The organism is Candidatus Amarolinea dominans, from assembly GCF_016704685.1.
Taxonomy (GTDB): domain Bacteria; phylum Chloroflexota; class Anaerolineae; order SSC4; family Amarolineaceae; genus Amarolinea; species Amarolinea dominans.
Map to the genome: position 1 here is coordinate 47,135 of NZ_JADIZS010000080.1, position 16,380 is coordinate 63,514.

General features: G+C 64.1%; 12 protein-coding genes and 1 pseudogene. 1 reads left to right on the forward strand and 12 read right to left on the reverse strand.

Features of this window, described 5'->3' with window-relative positions; translation table 11 throughout:
* Window positions 1-4 precede the first annotated feature (4 nt).
* The 12 genes and pseudogenes from IPF85_RS26910 to grpE form a co-directional block, all read right to left on the reverse strand.
* Complete coding sequence (locus IPF85_RS26910; RefSeq protein ID WP_343411135.1) at window positions 5-841, reverse strand: DegV family protein; 837 nt, start codon at window positions 839-841, stop codon at window positions 5-7.
* Window positions 842-1,521: 680 nt separating this feature from the next.
* Window positions 1,522-2,124, reverse strand: a complete 603-nt coding sequence (gene tnpA, locus IPF85_RS26915) for an IS200/IS605 family transposase (RefSeq protein WP_343411136.1) — start codon at window positions 2,122-2,124, stop codon at window positions 1,522-1,524.
* 556 nt (window positions 2,125-2,680) lie between these two features.
* Window positions 2,681-3,166 (reverse strand): SUMF1/EgtB/PvdO family nonheme iron enzyme, encoded by a 486-nt coding sequence (locus tag IPF85_RS26920; RefSeq protein WP_343411137.1) that lies wholly within the window; start codon window positions 3,164-3,166, stop codon window positions 2,681-2,683.
* Window positions 3,163-5,448 carry an NACHT domain-containing protein gene (locus tag IPF85_RS26925; protein WP_343411138.1) on the reverse strand — a complete coding sequence of 762 codons (2,286 nt, stop codon included), beginning with the start codon at window positions 5,446-5,448 and terminating at the stop codon, window positions 3,163-3,165. Before IPF85_RS26925 ends, IPF85_RS26920 begins: the two co-directional genes overlap by 4 nt.
* A gap of 477 nt (window positions 5,449-5,925) precedes the next feature.
* A complete protein-coding gene (tnpA, locus tag IPF85_RS26930) occupies window positions 5,926-6,528 on the reverse strand; it encodes an IS200/IS605 family transposase (RefSeq protein WP_343411139.1) in 603 nt (200 codons plus the stop codon).
* A gap of 447 nt (window positions 6,529-6,975) precedes the next feature.
* Window positions 6,976-7,599, reverse strand: coding sequence for an SUMF1/EgtB/PvdO family nonheme iron enzyme (locus tag IPF85_RS26935; protein WP_343411140.1), 624 nt, complete (start codon window positions 7,597-7,599; stop codon window positions 6,976-6,978).
* Window positions 7,482-10,385 (reverse strand): annotated as a pseudogene (locus tag IPF85_RS26940) (SUMF1/EgtB/PvdO family nonheme iron enzyme); the annotation flags it as partial. The pseudogene IPF85_RS26940 and the gene IPF85_RS26935, both read right to left, overlap by 118 nt.
* An 83-nt stretch (window positions 10,386-10,468) precedes the next feature.
* The gene (locus IPF85_RS26945; RefSeq protein WP_343411141.1) at window positions 10,469-11,101 is read right to left on the reverse strand and encodes a hypothetical protein; all 633 of its coding nucleotides are present in this window, start codon (window positions 11,099-11,101) and stop codon (window positions 10,469-10,471) included.
* 25 nt (window positions 11,102-11,126) lie between these two features.
* Entirely contained in the window at window positions 11,127-11,582 is a 456-nt protein-coding gene (locus tag IPF85_RS26950) for a DinB family protein (protein WP_343411142.1), read from the reverse strand.
* Window positions 11,583-11,595: 13 nt separating this feature from the next.
* The gene (lon, locus tag IPF85_RS26955) at window positions 11,596-14,001 is read right to left on the reverse strand and encodes an endopeptidase La (protein WP_343411143.1); all 2,406 of its coding nucleotides are present in this window, start codon (window positions 13,999-14,001) and stop codon (window positions 11,596-11,598) included.
* Window positions 14,002-14,040: 39 nt separating this feature from the next.
* Window positions 14,041-15,027, reverse strand: coding sequence for a J domain-containing protein (locus tag IPF85_RS26960; RefSeq protein WP_343411144.1), 987 nt, complete (start codon window positions 15,025-15,027; stop codon window positions 14,041-14,043).
* 37 nt (window positions 15,028-15,064) lie between these two features.
* Window positions 15,065-15,187, reverse strand: a complete 123-nt coding sequence (grpE, locus tag IPF85_RS26965) for a nucleotide exchange factor GrpE (protein WP_343411145.1) — start codon at window positions 15,185-15,187, stop codon at window positions 15,065-15,067.
* 206 nt (window positions 15,188-15,393) lie between these two features.
* On the opposite strand from grpE, the gene IPF85_RS26970 reads away from it, so the two are divergent.
* Window positions 15,394-16,305 (forward strand): TIGR01777 family oxidoreductase, encoded by a 912-nt coding sequence (locus tag IPF85_RS26970; RefSeq protein WP_343411146.1) that lies wholly within the window; start codon window positions 15,394-15,396, stop codon window positions 16,303-16,305.
* Window positions 16,306-16,380: the final 75 nt, after the last annotated feature.

A 16,380-nucleotide genomic window follows, 5' to 3' on the forward strand; every position in this document is an offset into this window, starting at 1 on the left:
AATTTCAGACGAAGAAACTCACTCCCAGAATCCCCGGCCCGCCATGCACCACGATGGCTGGCGGCACATCGAAGATCGGCAGCGGTGGCAGGTTGAGCGGGCCGCGCAACTCCTCGGCCAGGGCCAGCGCCTGCTCTGGCACATCGGCGTGCATCACGCACAGATGGCCGCTGCCATCCCGCGGGATTTGCGTCAACACCAATTCCTGCAGGCGAGCCAGCGCGCGCTTGTGGGTGCGCTCCCGTTCCAGCACTTCGACGCGGCCATCACGCAGGGTCAAAATGGGTTTGATCTGCAGGACGCTGCCCAGCAGAGCCTGTGCGCCGCCAATGCGGCCGCCTTTGGCCAGGTATTCCAGCGTGGCCACCAGGAAGTAGAGGCGACAGCGCGGAATCAAGCCGGCCAGGCGGGCCTCGATGACATCCACCGTCTCACCGGCTGCGGCCATCTGCACCGCCAACTGCACCAGGGTGGCCAGCGGCGCGGCCACCACCCGCGTATCAAGCACACGGATGTCCGCGCCGGGGAACTCCTGGCGGGCGGTCAGCGCCGAACGCACCGTACCGCTGATCTCGGACGACGGATGAATGCACAGAATCGGTTCGCCGGTGGGCGCGAGGCGCGCGAACTCGCGCACGAACAGCTCCGGCGGCGGCGCGGCGGTCTTGGGCAGGGTGCGCTCACTACGCAGGCGGCGCATGAAGGTCGCCTTGTCCAAGTCCACCCCTTCCAGGAACGACTCCGTGCCGAAATTGATCACCTGCGGGATGATCGGAATCCCAAGCTGCCGCGCCAGGGTCTCCGGCAGCGCCGCGGTCGTGTCGGTGATGATATGAACCATGATGTTACTCCAAGAGGCGAATGTATTCGGGGGGAAGGGAGCCGAATGAATCGGGGCGAAGACCACCGAATGAATCGGGGCGAAGACCACCGAATGAATTCGGCGTCTGGTATGAAAAACCTGCTGAAGCAGGTTCGGGGGGGGGATGTTGATTCGTTGAGGCCGAATGAATGCGGGGGCTGGATGGATTGCCGAATGAATTCGGGCGAAGACCACCGAATGAATTCGGCGTCTGGATGGAAAACCTGCTGAAGCAGGTTCGGGGGATGTTGATTCGTTGAGACCGAATGAATGCGGGGGCTGGATGGGTTCAGGGCGAAGATTACCGAATGAATTCGGACGAAGACCACCGAATGAATCGGGGCGAAGACCACCGAATGAATTCGGGGCGGAGGCCACCGAATGAATCGGGGCGAAGACCACCGAATGAATTCGGCGTCTGGTATGAAAAACCTGCTGAAGCAGGTTCGGGGGGGGGATGTTGATTCGTTGAGACCGAATGAATGCGGCGTCTGGATGGATTGCCGAATGAATTCGGGCGAAGACCACCGAATGAATTCGGCGTCTGGTATGAAAAACCTGCTGAAGCAGGTTCGGGGGGGGGATGTTGATTCGTTGAGGCCGAATGAATGCGGGGGCTGGATGGATTGCCGAATGAATTCGGGGCGAGTTTTGGGGGGTTAGAATGCCGGTTCGTCGAGAACGTCATAGGTGGGCGATGGTTCGCGCAGGGCCGGCGCCGGTTGGGACGCGAGCGATGATGGTAGGTCGTCAGGCCCTTCATCAAACTCCGAGTAGTCATAGGTTGGCGATGATTCGCGCAGGGCCGGCACGGGTTGGGACGCGGGCGATGATGGTATATCTTCAGGCCCTTCATCAAACTCCGAGTAGCGCTCCAGCCAGGCGATGGCGGTGTCCAGGCGATGATGCTCTTTCTGGTTGCTGACATACGCTTCGGCATCGGGCTTTTGCCGCTGACCCAATGTCAGTACGCCGTAGCCGCGCTGCCAGCCGAAATGCACGGCAAGCCCCTGCTGGTTGAGATCGTGCGAAGAGGCGCCTTTGAGATGCTTGACCAGGTCGGCCACGGAAACGTGCGGCGGGATGGCGACGATCAGATGAATGTGATCGGTCCAGCCGTTGATGGCGTACACAAACACGCCCAACTCCGCGGCTTTGTGAACAATATACGCGTACAAACGCGGCTCGATGTCCGGCGTAATCCATGGCTCACGGTTTTTCGTGGCCCACACCAGGTGATAATACGTGCGCCAAAATGGCATATGCTGTCCTCCCACATCCTTCATGATCGAACGTCCGCGGCGCCGTGAGGTGAATCCATCCACTGCACCCCACGAATCTGCCGCCCAACACCCTCAACAACACCTCACCCCTACCCCCAACACCCCCTTGCATCGTTTTTTCGCAACGAAGGTTCAAGCCCCCCACCAACCTGCTTCAGCTTTCGGTACCAGACGCCGAATTCATTCGGTGGCTTGCATCGTTTTATCGCAACGAAGGTTCAAGCGCCACCAGACGCCGAATTCATTCGGTGGTATCAGACGCCGAATTCATTCGGTGGTATCAGACGCCGAATTCATTCGGTGGTATCAGACGCCGAATTCATTCGGTGGTATCAGAATTCATTCGGCCGTATCAGACGCCGAATTCATTCGACGGCTCCCACGCCTCCTGGGCCAGAATTCAGCACTCAGCACTCCAGCATTCAGAAATCAGAAACCAGAAGCCGCCAGGGACACAACCACCCGAACGCCGACATTATAGTAGAAGAGGTCGGGCACGTCCCAGCTGCGCACCGCACAACGAGCGAACCTGGGATTACCGCCCCAGGAACCGCCCCGCACCACGGGGAATGGTTCCTGCCCGGAATACAGTGAGTTCGTCCACTCCCACACGTTGCCGCTCATATCCCAGGCGCCGGTGGGGCTGGCGCCGCTGGGGTAGGTGCAAACCGCGGTGGCGCCGATCCCGAATTTTGCCTTCCGGGTCATTGGCATCCGTGTTACAATGCACAGAGTCGAACGGTCCGCCCCACGGATACTCCCGCCCGTCGGTTCCCCGCGCCGCCCGCTCCCACTCCATCTCCGTGGGCAGGCGCAGCGCATACCCCGGCAGCTTGAGCAGGCGCCGGCCGTCAGCCAGGCGCAGTTCCGTGAGCTGACGGTCCAGCCAGGTCGCGTACGCCTGCGCCTCGAACCAGGTGATGCCCACCACCGGGCAGATGGGGCTGCTGCGCTCGCGGTCGTCCCAGGAATAGGGTTGATCGCGCAGCTCCGACGGACGCTGCGCGAGATGCTCTTTCATCCTGTCTTCAGTGGTTCCTTCGTTTCGTACGTCCCCGTGCGCCAGGCCCAACCGTCCTGGCCCCAGAACTCCGGGCGCTCGTAGCCGTGATCCTCCATGAAGCGCCGGTACTGCGCGTTGGTCACGGGGTACCGGGCAATCCAGAAGCGCTGCTCGATGCGCCGTTTCTGCGGCGGATCGCCGTAGAGGAACTCCCCGGCCGGCGCTTCCACGAACGTGTCCAGGTCGTCCGGCTGCCAGTGCAGGCTGCCGAGTAGCAGCCCGGCCTCGCGGCGCAGACGCGGCGCTGTCACGGCGCTCTGCATGGTCGAAATCAGCGCGGTCACGGCCTTGTCCCTGCTGCCTGGCGGCACCCCGCCCGGCCAGGCGTCGAGCACAGCCGCGCCGGCCAGCACCACCGCCTCGCCCGGCGCGCCGATGGGCGTCGCCAGCAGCCCCTCGACCACTTCGCCGGCCACGCGGTACAACTGCTGGATCAGGCCCAGGTAGCCCACGGTGAGCAGCGCCACCTCGCGCCAGGCCGCATCGCCCACATGCTGCGCCAGGTAGTCCACGATCGGCCGGCAGTCGCCCTGCCCGCGCAGGGCCAGCGCGACGGCCGCCAGGTATTCCTCGAAGGTCAGGTGCATGAAGCCGTACTCGCCGGGGCCGCGTTCCAGCAGCAGGCCGGCGTGTTCATGCACATCGTCCTCGAAGCGCCGCGCCGCAGCCTCGGGGTCGGTGTCCCCGCGCTCGCGGTAGATCGCCTCCAGGCGCCGGCGCACCTCCTCGCGCTTGACCAGCCCCACGCCAGGGCTGGTTTCGTGCATCCACAGGGCCAGCGGCGCCAGGATGCGCAGCGTCTGCACGGCATCCAGGTCACGCGTGGGCGGCCGGCCCAGGCCCCGCGTGCGGTTCCAGCTCGAAATCAGGGTCTTGACGTACTGATCGTACAGCTCGATGCGGCGCTCCGGCAGGGTGACGCCCTGGCGCTGCATGAGGGCCAGGATGGTCAACAGCAACGGATTGGAAGCCAGGTCATGAACGCTCGGATTGCGCTGCACCGCGTCCAACAGGGTCTGGCGTTCACGCGCGGCGTCGTCCCGCGCCACGGCCGTGTCGCCCGAAGCCTGCTTTTCCAGGGTGGCGGTCCAGCGTTCGATAAACGCGCTGATCTCGTCATTGTCGAAATCCACCAATGTACATTCGGCCAGGCCCGGCGCGGTGGGGCGCACCGCGCGATAGCCGACAATGCGGCTGCTCAGCACGAACTTGTTGCCGCGGCGGCGCTGCGCGGTGTAGAAATCCACCACCTGCTGCACCACGGTGTGGCGCAGGCCGGTCTCCTTGACCTCGTCCAGGCCATCAAGCAGCACCAGCGCCTGGCCTTTGTCCAGCGCCTGCTGCAGCAGCGCGGCCACCGGCAGATCCACGCCGATGTCGTGAAAATAGTTGGCGATGTAATCGTCCAGGCGCACGCTGCCGGCGGCCAGGGCGTTGGCAAAGCCGGAGAGGGGCGCCAGGATCGGCAGGCGGTTGCCCAGACCGATAGCTGGACCGTGACCGAGCGCCAGTTGCAGCGCCAGGTATTTGAGGAAGGTGGTTTTGCCCGCGCCCGGATCGCCCAGGACGACCAGGCCATCGTGCGCCTGGATCAGGTCGAGCACCGGCCGCGGCTCGCTGAGGTGCCCGGTCAGGTTGGCCTGTTCGTCCGGGTTGAGCGGCCGGCCGGCCAGGCGTAGGTTGCGGCGCCAGGTTTCACCTTCGGGCAGCTCCAGCCGCGCCTGCAGCGGCACGTAGAGATCGAGCAGCGGCAGCTTGAGCGGCACACGGTCGCTGACGCCCATGCCCTTGAGGCTGAGGAACTGATGACGATCGAGCACGTAGGCCAGGTAGGCATCGCGGGCCGGCGTCAGGTCGGCCGGTACGGGCGGCAGGACGGGCGGTTGGCCGGTGATGATTACCGGCGCGTGGAAATTGTAGCTGTCGCGCCCGCTGAACTGACCGCCGCTCGTCACGTTACCGCCCACAATGGCGCCCTGGGATGACACGTTCGAGGTTTCGGTCGCGGGCGGCGAGGCGTCAGGCGCCTGCCTGGGTTGGCGGCTGAAGAAGAAGGTGGCCAGCAGGCTGAGGGCCGACAGGAGGGCCGTCACGATGGCGAGCAGCGCTTCGGCGCCCTGGATGAGGTCGCTGTTGGCGCCGATGAAGTTCAGCAGCGGCGGCGCCCAACGGGGCACGGTCAAGGCCAGGACGGCCAGGAGAATGGCAAGCAGCAGGAAGAAGACGATTCGTCGACGCATGATGCACCTTTGCGGCTAACGGTCACGACGTGAATGCGGTATCTGAACCCACCGAATGAATGCGGGGCGAAGACCACCGAATGAATTCGGGCGAAGACCACCGAATGAATTCGGGGCGAAGACCACCGAATGAATTCGGCGTCTGGTATGAAAAACCTGCTGAAGCAGGTTCGGGGGGGGATGTTGATTCGTTGAGACCGAATGAATGCGGCGTCTGGATGGATTGCCGAATGAATTCGGGGCGAAGACCACCGAATGAATTCGGCGTCTGGTATGAAAAACCTGCTGAAGCAGGTTCGGGGGGGGGATGTTGATTCGTTGAGACCGAATGAATGCGGCGTCTGGATGGATTGCCGAATGAATTCGGGGAAGCCACCGAAGAATTCGGCGTCTGGTAGGAAAAACCTGCTGAAGCAGGTTCGGGGGGGGGATGTTGATTCGTTGAGGCCGAATGAATGCGGGGCGAGTTTTGGGGGGTTAGAATGCCGGTTCGTCGAGAACGTCATAGGTGGGCGATGGTTCGCGCAGGGCCGGCGCCGGTTTGGACGCTAGCGATGATGATAGGTCGTCAGGCCCTTCACCAAACTCCGAGTAGTCATAGGTTGGCGATGATTCACGCAGGGCCGGCACCGGTTGGGACGCGGGCGATGATGGTAGGTCGTCAGGCCCTTCATCAAACTCCGAGTAACGCTCCAGCCAGGCGATGGCGGTGTCCATGCGATGGTGCTCTTTCTGGTTGCTGACATACGCTTCGGCATCGGGCTTTTGCCGCTGACCCAATGTCAGTACGCCGTAGCCGCGCTGCCAGCCGAAATGCGCGGCAAGCCCCTGCTGGTTGAGATCGTGCGAAGAGGCGCCTTTGAGGTGCTTGACCAGCTCGGCTACGGAAACGTGCGGCGGGATGGCGACGATCAGATGAGTGTGATCGGTCCAGCCGTTGATGACGTACACAAACACGCCCAACTCGGCGGCTTTGTGAACAATGTAGGCGTACAAACGCGGCTCGATGTCCGGTGTAATCAACGGCTCACGGTTTTTCGTGGCCCACACCAGGTGATAATACGTGCGCCAAAATGGCATGTGCTGTCCTCCCATCCTTCATGATCGAACGTCCGCGGCGCCGTGAGGTGAATCCATCCACCGCACCCCGCCCGTGAATCCATCCACGGCAACCCACCCATGAATCTCTCCACCACAACCTCAACGACACCTCACCCCTACCCCCAACACCCTCTTGCATCGTTTCTTCGCGACGAAGATTCAAGCCCCCCACCAACCTGCTTCAGCTTTCGGTACCAGACGCCGAATTCATTCGGTGGCTTGCATCGTTTTATCGCGACGAAGGTTCAAGCCCCCCACCAACCTGCTTCAGCAGGTTTTCGGTATCAGACGCCGAATTCATTCGGTGGTATCAGACGCCGAATTCATGCGGCGGTACCAGACGCCGAATTCATTCGGTGGCTTGCATCGTTTTTTCGCGACGAAGATTCAAGCCCCCCACCAACCTGCTTCAGCAGGTTTTCGGTATCAGACGCCGAATTCATTCGGTGGTATCAGAAACCAGAAGCCGCCAGGGACACAACCACCCGAACGCCGATTATTGTTGAAGTCGTCGGGCACGTTCCTGTTGCGCACCGCACAACGAGCGTTCCTGGGAAAATTGTCCCAGGAACCGCCCCGCACCACGGGCATGCCCTCGGCTTCTGGCTCGTTGCGGCCATCGGCCGGCCGGTAGGGGTAGGGCCGGTAGCGCGTACGTGTCCATTCCCAGACGTTGCCGCTCATGTCGAGCAGGCCCGCCGGCGTCGCGCCGGTCGGGTACATGCCCACCGCCGTGGGCCGGCCGATCGCCCCCTCGATGTTGGCTCGCTCTGCATCCGGCGCCTCGTTGCCCCAGGGGTAGACGCGGTCATCGCCGCCGCGCGCGGCCTTTTCCCATTCCCCCTCGTCCGGCAGGCGCACCACGTAACCGGCCGGCAGCTCCGGCCACTGGCCCGCACCCGCCCCGCCCGCCACTGCGCATCGAGCCAGGCCGCGTAGGCCATCGCCTCGAACCAACTGATGCCCATCACCGGCCGGTTGGGCGTGCGCACCTGGTCGCTCCACCACAGCGGGGTATGGCGCTGATCCGGCGTGCGCCGCTGGATCCACTCACGGACATCTTTGTTCTCCGCCTGGCTGTCCCACGTGCCCTGGCGCCAGGCCCAGCCGGTCTTGGTCCACAAACGCTGATTGCCATACCCATCGCCTTCCACAAAGGGCTGGAACTGCGCCACGGTCACCGGGTAGCGCGCCATCCAGAAGTGGTAGGGGATCGTCAGCGGTTTGTGGTCGTGACCCAACTCATCTTCCCAGGAATCCTTGTCCCCCTTGCGGCTGCCCATGACGAACGGCCCGGCCGGTATCTCCACGAAGCCTGCCCACGGCTCGGCCTGGCCGCGGAAGCGCACCGGCAGGCCCAGCCGGCCCGGATCGAAGCGGGGATCGCCGAGCTGGCCGAGCAGGTCGCCGGCCTCGGCCCGTTCAGGTGCGGGCAGCCGCCCCCCTTCGACCAGGGCCGCCAACCAACGCCGCACGCGGCCCAGCACCGCCTCGTAGACGCGCTGGCCGGCCGCTTTCTCCGGCAGGCGCAGCTCCCTGCTCGCCTGCCCGGCAATCACAGCCAGGCGCCAGGCAACCTCCTCGGCCGCAGGGTCGGGATCGTCGGGCAGCAGCGCGTTGATCAGGTTGACCGCGTCGCCGTAGCCGCCGCGCTGCTTCTTGCCCGCGCCCAGCACGAAAACCTCACGCCACCAGGCCGGGTCCGCGCTGAGCAGACGCACGAGCTGCCCGGCCGCGTCCGGCTGGCTCAAAACCAGGCACGCGGCCAGGTACTCCTGCAGCGAGCGATGCACGAACGCGTAGACCCCACTGCGCCGCTCGATCAACAGGCCGGCGCGCTCCTGCAAATAGCGCAGCAGGACGTCGGGCGCCACCTCGCCCAGCAGCGGCTTGAACGCAACCAGGATTTCGCCTTCGCTGATGTCGGCCGCCTCGCCATCCTGCCCGGCCGCCGCGGCCTCGCGCTGGCGCTGATGAACGGTGAAGGCCAGCCGCTCCAGCGCCTCGCGCACGCGGGCCTCGCCCACGCCCAGCACCTGCGCAATGCCCGGCTCGATCATGGGCTGACCGTCCGGCCTGCTGATTTCGCGGCCGCGCTGCCAGCGCGCCAGCAGTAGCTTGACCGTCTCCTCGTACAGGTCGGCGCGATCTTCGGGCAGTTGGCCCCAACTGCTGTGCAGCGTTGCCATCAGGGTCAGCAGCAGAGGTCGTGAGGCCAGGTCGGCCAGGAAGGGGCGCTCCTGCAGCGCGGCCGCCAGGCGCTCCCCGCGCTGCTGCGCGGTCGCGGCATCCCAGCCCAGGTCGGGCGCCACGGCCTGATACCAGCGGGCGATGAAGCGCTGCACCTGGCGCTCGTCGAAGGGCGCCAGGGCCAGGGTGCTGAAACGGGGCAGATGCCAGCGTGGGTCGGCATAGGCATAGGGCCGCGCGGTCACCAAGACACGCGTGACCTTGGGCAGGGGCGCGAGGAAGTCCCGGATCGCCTGCAGGAGCACCTCACGCCGGCGCTGCGCCTCCGGCACCTCATCCAGCCCGTCGAGCAGGATGACGGCCGGCTCTTTGAGCAGGCGCTGCTGCCAGGTCTCGAACGCGCGGTCGCCGGCCGTCTCGCCCAGGCGCTGGCGCAGGTCGTCGCGCAGCGCGGCCCAGATCATGGCCGCCGCGCCCTGGCGGGCGTCGAGCGGAATCTGGCGCGCGGCCACCTCCCGCAGCAGCAGGCGCACCGGCAGCGCGTCGGCCAGCGCCTGGGGCAGGGCCGGGCTGTGGGTCGCCAGCAGATAGGTCAGGTAGTTGACGAACGTGGTTTTACCGGAGCCGGCGTCGCCGGTCAACACGATGCGGCGCTTGGTGGCGACCGCGATGGCCTCGAGCAACGGCGTGCGGTCCCCCTCTTTGCCGCGCGCCAGGTGCAGGGCCAGGCTGCGCTCGTCCCGCGTGCGCTCGGCCGGAACCGACACCACGTCCAAATCCACATACACATCAGCCAGGAGCACGGGCGACTCGCCGCTGCTGCGCACGAACTCGGTGTCAATGAGGCCCAGGGGCAGACGGCTGCACTCGGCCGCCAGGCTGCGCAGGTACGCGGCCAGCAGCACCTCCACCGGTATCTGATCAGCCGGCTTGTCAGCGTAGAAATTACTGATGTAAACCCGCCACTGGTCGCGGCCGACGAAATCGCCGGCCGTCTGCACATCCCCGACCACGAGCGCGCCGCCCGCGGTCTGGATGAGCATCTGCAGCTCGGCGTTCAATTCCCGGCTCTTCTGTTCGGTGATCTCATCGCCCAGGACGCTGCGCAGGGCTTCGAGCTTGAGCAGCTTGTCCTTGAGGTCGGCCACGCGCTTGCGCAGGGTTTGCATGTGCGAGGCGACCGCGGCCGCGGGCTGCGTCCCCGCGCCGCGGAAATCGAAGAGGCCGCGGCGCCGCGAATAGAAATTGGGCGCCTGCGCCATCACCTGGCGCCAGGCCTCTTCCGTTACCCAAAAGATCAGGCTGTGCGGATAGTCGCTGAAGGCGTCGCGCTGCAAGTCCAGGTAGCCGAAGACCGCGGGCATCGCGGCTTCCAGGCCGGTGAAGGAGATCACCAGACGCTCGGCCTGCACAGCCGGCGGCAGCGCGTCCAGGAAAGCCAGGGGATTGGCATGGCCGGCGTCGAGCGCCACATCCATGAGAGGCACGGAGAGGCGCAGCGCCAACTCCTGGCGCATGCGCAGGCGGCCGCCCTCGCTGTCGTAGAGCGCAAAGGCCCACGCCCCCCGTTCGCTGACATTCAGCAGCGTCACCAGGCGCTGCAGCGTTTCTTCCAGGGCAGGGTTATCGAGCATAGGATACCTCATCCCGCGGCCATCCTTTCCTCCCCCCTCTCCTCTCCGCTGCGCGGAGAGGAGAAGGGGCCGGGGGATGAGGTGAGGCCGCACTGCTAATGCCGGTCGCGCCCCACAAAATCGCCGCCGGTGCTGACATCCCCATTCACGATCGCGCCGCCGCCGGTGTTGACATCCCCCAGCACGACCGCGCCGCGACGCAGCCGGCCGCGGTGCGCAGCCGCCTGCGCCGGGTTGAGATCCCCCACCAACTCGATCAGGCGCGCCACCTGCTGCCGCTTTTCCGCGTACTCCAACAGATGTTGGATCTTGGCCGTGCGCGCCATGCCTGTGCTGAACTGATCGTACACCGGCCGGAAATGATCGAAACAGAGGGTCGTCAGCTCCTCGTCGGAGAACGCGGCGTTGAGCAGGGCGCGCAACGCGGCTATGTCGAAGTCTGCGCGGCGGGGCGGGGCCGGCGGTGGGTTGGGCGCCGGCGGCGCTGAGAACGCCAGTTCGTTGAAGCTGCGGCCCGCGTGCTGCAAGGCCAGGCGGTTGAGGCCATCAATGACCTGCGCCCGCTCTGCGCGCAAGGCTTCCGTATCGCCAAAGCGGCGGGCGCTGCGCATGTTTTCAGTCAGCCGCTGCTCGTAGAGCAGGACATCCCCATAGTCAGGGTGCCCGCTGCCCAGCGCAGCCCGCAGTTGGGTCAAAGCCTTCTGATACGCATCGAACATGTCAGGCATCGGTATTCCCTTTCGCGTCATTGGATCAAGCTGCAGCGCGCCAGGCGTGGATCATCTCTACATGTTCGGCGTAGTGCTCGTAGGTCACCGCCGCGATCCAGTTGCGCATGTGCTTGTACCTTGCCAGCCACTCGGCCGGCATGCGTTGAATCATCGCCAGCAGCGCGGCGCGCGTCGTCAACAGCCCGCTGCGCACCTCCGCCAGCGACTGCTCCTGGCGTTGCGCGTACTGCTCCGCGTTCCAGGCGTCTATGTCGTAACGTCGCGGCTCCTTGACCCCGGCGATGATCTGACGCGCCATGTCAGGCAGCACGTTCAGCGTCTCCTCCTGCCAGGAACAGAGATGTGCGGCCACGTTTTTCAACGTCCACTCCCCGGCCGCGCCCGGCAGCAGCCAGTCCGCATCGCTCAACCCCTCGACAGCCGCCATCAGCGCCTGCCAGCCCGCATCTTCCTGTGCCAAAATTTCCTCGTGTGTCATCTGCCCTCTGCCCTCAGCGTTCCACTGGCAACAGCGCCACGGCCAGCGCCTCATCAATCCGATCCACCGGCACAAAGGTCATAGCCTGGCGCACATCGTCCGGCAGGTCTTCCAGATCGCGCTCATTGCGCTTGGGCAAGATGATCGTGGTCAGCCCGGCGCGGTGCGCGGCCAGCACCTTCATCTTGACCCCGCCGATGGGCAGGACGCGGCCGCGCAGTGTCACTTCGCCGGTCATCCCCACATCACTACGCACCGGCCGGCCGCTGAAGAGACTTGCCATCGCCGTCACCATCGTGATCCCGGCCGACGGCCCATCCTTGGGCACCGCACCCGCGGGTACGTGAATATGCACATCGGTCTGCTCGAACTTATCCGCGTCCACCCCCAGCGCGGCGGCCTTGGAGCGGACATAGCTATGCGCAATCTGTGCGCTCTCGCGCATCACATCGCCCAGTTGCCCGGTCAGCGTCAGACCGCCCTTGCCGCGCATCCCCGTCGCCTCGATGAAGAGTATGTCGCCGCCCACCGCGGTCACCGCCAGGCCGGTCGCGATGCCCGGAATCTCAATCGCCTCGCTCGCCTCTGATTCGAAGCGTTCGCGCTTCAGATACTCGCGCACGATCTCTGGCGTCACCGCGATGGCCTGCACCTCGCCCGCGGCAATCTTCACCGCGCTCTTGCGGCAAATGGCGCCAATCTGGCGTTCCAGATTGCGCACGCCAGCTTCGCGCGTGTAATCCTGCACCGTCTTGCGCAGCGCCTCCTCGCCAAATGTCACCTCGCCTTCACGCAGACCATTGGCTCTGATCTGCCGGGGCACCAGGAAGCCCTGCGCGATCTTGATCTTCTCACGCTCGGTGTAGCCATCGAGTTGAATAATCTCCATGCGGTCACGCAGCGGCGGTGGGATGGTCTCCAGCGTGTTGGCCGTTGTGATGAAGATGACGTCGCTCAGATCGAAGTCCACATCCAGGTAGTGATCGCGAAACGCATGATTTTGCGCCGGGTCGAGCACTTCCAGCAGCGCGCTGCTTGGATCGCCGCGCCAATCGTTGCCGATCTTATCCACCTCGTCCAGCATGAAAACCGGGTTGCGCGTGCCGGCGCGCTTGATGGCCTGGATGATGCGCCCGGGCAGCGCGCCGATGTAGGTGCGCCGGTGCCCGCGAATCTCCGCCTCGTCACGCATCCCGCCCAGGCTCATGCGCGTGAACTTGCGCCCCAGCGCGCGCGCAATGCTCTGCCCCAGGCTGGTCTTGCCCACGCCCGGCGGCCCCACGAAGCAGAGGATGGCGCCCATCGCCTCGCTGACCTTCTCCTCCTCGCCTGGCTCCGCGCGCACGCCGCGCTCCTGCACCAGTTTGCGCACCGCCAGGAACTCCAGAATGCGGTCCTTGACCTCTTGCAGGTCGTAGTGATCCTCATCCAACACCTGGCGCGCATGGACAATTTCGAGCTGATCCTCGCTCAGCTTGTTCCAGGGCAGCTCGATCAGCCAGTCCAAATAGGTCTTGATGACCGAATGTTCGGCTGCCTGCGGCGGCATCCCGTCCAGGCGCTTCAATTCACGCTGCGCTTCCTTCTTGGCCTCTTCGGGCAGGCCGGCATCCTCGATTTTCTGGCGATAGTCGCTGACCGCACTCTGACTCTCGTCCGCCTCGCCCAGTTCCTTCTGAATCGCACGCAGTTGCTGGCGCAGGTAATACTCGCGCTGCGCCTTGTCCATCTCCTCACGGGCCTCGCTCTGGATCTTCTGGCCCAGCGTCAGCACTTCTTTTTCGCGCGTCAGATGCACCATCAAGGCGCGAAACTTATCCTTGACATTGTCCATCTCCAGGATCTTCTGACCCTCGGCCATTTCCAACCGGGAGTTGGCGGCAATCAGATAGGCCAGGTAGCGTGAATCCTGCACTTGATCGAGAAACTTGCCCGCGTCCTCCGGCATGTTGGGCGAAAGCGCGATCACTTCCTGGGCCAGTTCGCGCAGGCTGCGCTCCAGCGCCTCCAGCTCCACATCTTGCTGCACGATGTCGGGCGCCAGGGCAATATAGGCACGCAGGTAAGGCTCCGCGCCCAACCAGTATTCGACCTTCAGGCGCTCCAGCCCCTGCACCACCACCTGCAGTGTGTTGTCGGGCGCGCGCACCACGCGGTGAATCATGGCCACGGTGCCAATCTCGAACACCTGGCCGGGCAGCGGCTCCTCGACCGAGCCATCCTTCATCGAAACCAGGCCAATCAGCCGGTTGCCTTGCAGGGCGTCCTCGATCAGCTTGACCGAGCGCGGAACCCCCACCACCAGGGGGAGAACAGAAAACGGATAGGCCACCGTATTGCGCAGTGGCAAGATGGGGAGATCACGTGGAATACTTGCCACGCGATCGTTACTATCGTCCGGTTGCATAAAACTCGCCATGATCGTCTCTCCTAATCTCGAAACTTTTTCCCGACTCAGTCATGAGGCGCCCCCTGCCTTGCGCAGGTCGGCCAATTGCTTGAATAGTTCCATTTCACGCGGGCTGAGATTGCGCGGCGTCGTCACCTGCACTTCGATGTACAGATCGCCGCGCTGCTCGTCGCCTTTGACCAATGGCATCCCCTGCCCACGCAGGCGAATCGTCTTGCCATTGGCCGTCTCCGGCGGAACAGTAAGCATTACCGGCCCCGTCATCGTCGGCACCTGCACATTGCCACCCAGGATAGCCGTATACAAATCAACGGGTGCCTTCGCGACCAGATCATCCCCGCGCCGTTCGAACACCGGGTGTGGTTTGACTGCAATCTTCAGATAAAGGTCACCCGCGTTCCCACCGGCCGTTCCCGCACTGCCCACACCGCTGACGCGCACCCGCGAGCCGGTCTGCACGCCTTTGGGAATATGCACCTCACCTGTGCTGTTATCGTCACGCTGCAACAAGCGCGTCGTGCCGTTGAACGCCTCTTCCAGGGTAATTTCCAGCGTCTGCTCAATATCCTGCCCGCGGCGCACCCGGCTTTGGCCGCGGCCTGCACCCGCAGCAGGATTTGTGCTTGATCTGCGCTGGCCCGCACCGCCAAACAGCGATTCAAAGAAATCCGAAAAACCGCCCGTACCCGCGCTGGCGTACATTCGCTGCAGATCGTCCGCAGTGAATTGTTGCGTGGTCGCGCCGCCCTGGCCAGGCCTGGCCCACTGTGACCAGTCAAAACCACCGGGACGGCCACCAGACTGCTCGTACTGCTGCCATTGTGCGCCAAAACGATCGTACTTGGCCCGCTTCTCCGGGTCAGATAGCACCTCATGCGCTTCGTTGATGTCCTTGAAGCGATCTTCGGCGCGCTTGTCACCGGGATTCAGGTCAGGGTGATGTTCGCGAGCCAATCTGCGATAGGCTTTCTTGATGTCCTTTTCGCTGGCCTTGCGGTCCACACCGAGAATATGATAGTAATCTCTGGGTTGCATGGCACACCTCCCTCTCTGTGACGTACACTGGTCGGTCCTACTGGCTGACCCGCACGCGCGCCGGTCGCAGTAGAGCGTCCTTGTCGCAATAGCCGGGGCTTATGACCTCCACGATCATGCCTGGCTCCGCTTGCCAACGACATGGATTATACTCGAACATCGTGTCGCCTCCTAGTTGTATTCGCCCTGACCACTGTAACCCCCTTGCATAAGAAAAACGTTGGAAAACTGAACGCCCTCTGCCCTGTTCAGAATTCAGCTTTCATCATTTAGCATTTCCCCGTGACCGCCGCCGCCTAGAAGTCGTCAAAGGGATCAGAGATTGAATAAATTCGCGGTACCGGCAGCAGACAGGAGGGAGTAGACATGCAACGAGTCATCATTACCGGCGGCACCGGGTTCATTGGTGCGCCGTTAGCCCGGCAGTTGGCCGCCAAGTATGAAGTGGTGGTCCTTTCGCGCAACCCGGCGGCCGCGGGCAGCCTGGGCAATGGGGTGCAGGTTGTGGCCTGGGATGGTCGCACGGCGCAGGGCTGGGGTCACCTGGCCTCTGGCGCGTTCGCGATCATCAACCTGGCCGGTGAGAATCTCAGCGCCGGGCGCTGGACTGCGGCGCGCAAAGCCGCCATTGTGAACAGCCGCCAGCAGGCTGCGCAGGCAGTGCTGGAGGCGATCAGCCAGGCCGAAGTCAAGCCTGCGGTACTCGTGCAATCTTCGGCGGTTGGCTATTACGGCCCGCGCGGCGATGAAAAGATCAACGAGAATGAGAAACCGGGCAGCACTTTCGAAGCCACGACCTGTGTGGCGTGGGAAAAAGCCACCGAGGCCGCCGAAGCCCTGGGCGTGCGCCGGGTCATCATCCGCACCGGGGTTGTGATCGAGAAGCGCGGCGGCGCCCTGGCCCGCATGGCCCTGCCATTCCAGCTTTTCATCGGCGGGCCGGTGGGCAGCGGCAAGCAGTATTTCCCCTGGATTCATCTGGCCGACGAAATCAACGCAATCCAATTTCTGCTGGAAGACCCGCAGGCGCGTGGCGTCTTCAACCTGTCTGCCCCCAACCCGGTCACGATGGGGGAATTTGCCACCGCCCTGGGCAAGGCGCTGGGACGACCGGCGTTCATGCCCGTGCCTGGCTTCGCCTTGCAGCTTCTCTTTGGAGAAATGGCCGGCATCCTCCTCAACGGCCAACGCGTCATCCCCAGCCGCTTGCAAAAGCAAGGGTTCAGATTCCAGTATTCCACCGTGGACGCCGCCCTGTCAGCCATCTATCAGACGTAAAACGAGCCATCCGCTCCGGTCCCGAAAGGCGGCGCTGGTCAGTTGACGAGCGTAAACTACGAGGGATAGCGTCGG

Coding starts and splice junctions, on each gene's coding strand:
- IPF85_RS26910 (WP_343411135.1), bottom strand. CDS start 841: ATGGTTCATATCATCACCGACACGACCGCGGCGCTGCCGGAGACCCTG.
- tnpA (WP_343411136.1), bottom strand. CDS start 2,124: ATGCCATTTTGGCGCACGTATTATCACCTGGTGTGGGCCACGAAAAAC.
- IPF85_RS26920 (WP_343411137.1), bottom strand. CDS start 3,166: ATGAAAGAGCATCTCGCGCAGCGTCCGTCGGAGCTGCGCGATCAACCC.
- IPF85_RS26925 (WP_343411138.1), bottom strand. CDS start 5,448: ATGCGTCGACGAATCGTCTTCTTCCTGCTGCTTGCCATTCTCCTGGCC.
- tnpA (WP_343411139.1), bottom strand. CDS start 6,528: ATGCCATTTTGGCGCACGTATTATCACCTGGTGTGGGCCACGAAAAAC.
- IPF85_RS26945 (WP_343411141.1), bottom strand. CDS start 11,101: ATGCCTGACATGTTCGATGCGTATCAGAAGGCTTTGACCCAACTGCGG.
- IPF85_RS26950 (WP_343411142.1), bottom strand. CDS start 11,582: ATGACACACGAGGAAATTTTGGCACAGGAAGATGCGGGCTGGCAGGCG.
- lon (WP_343411143.1), bottom strand. CDS start 14,001: ATGGCGAGTTTTATGCAACCGGACGATAGTAACGATCGCGTGGCAAGT.
- IPF85_RS26960 (WP_343411144.1), bottom strand. CDS start 15,027: ATGCAACCCAGAGATTACTATCATATTCTCGGTGTGGACCGCAAGGCC.
- grpE (WP_343411145.1), bottom strand. CDS start 15,187: ATGTTCGAGTATAATCCATGTCGTTGGCAAGCGGAGCCAGGCATGATC.
- IPF85_RS26970 (WP_343411146.1), top strand. CDS start 15,394: ATGCAACGAGTCATCATTACCGGCGGCACCGGGTTCATTGGTGCGCCG.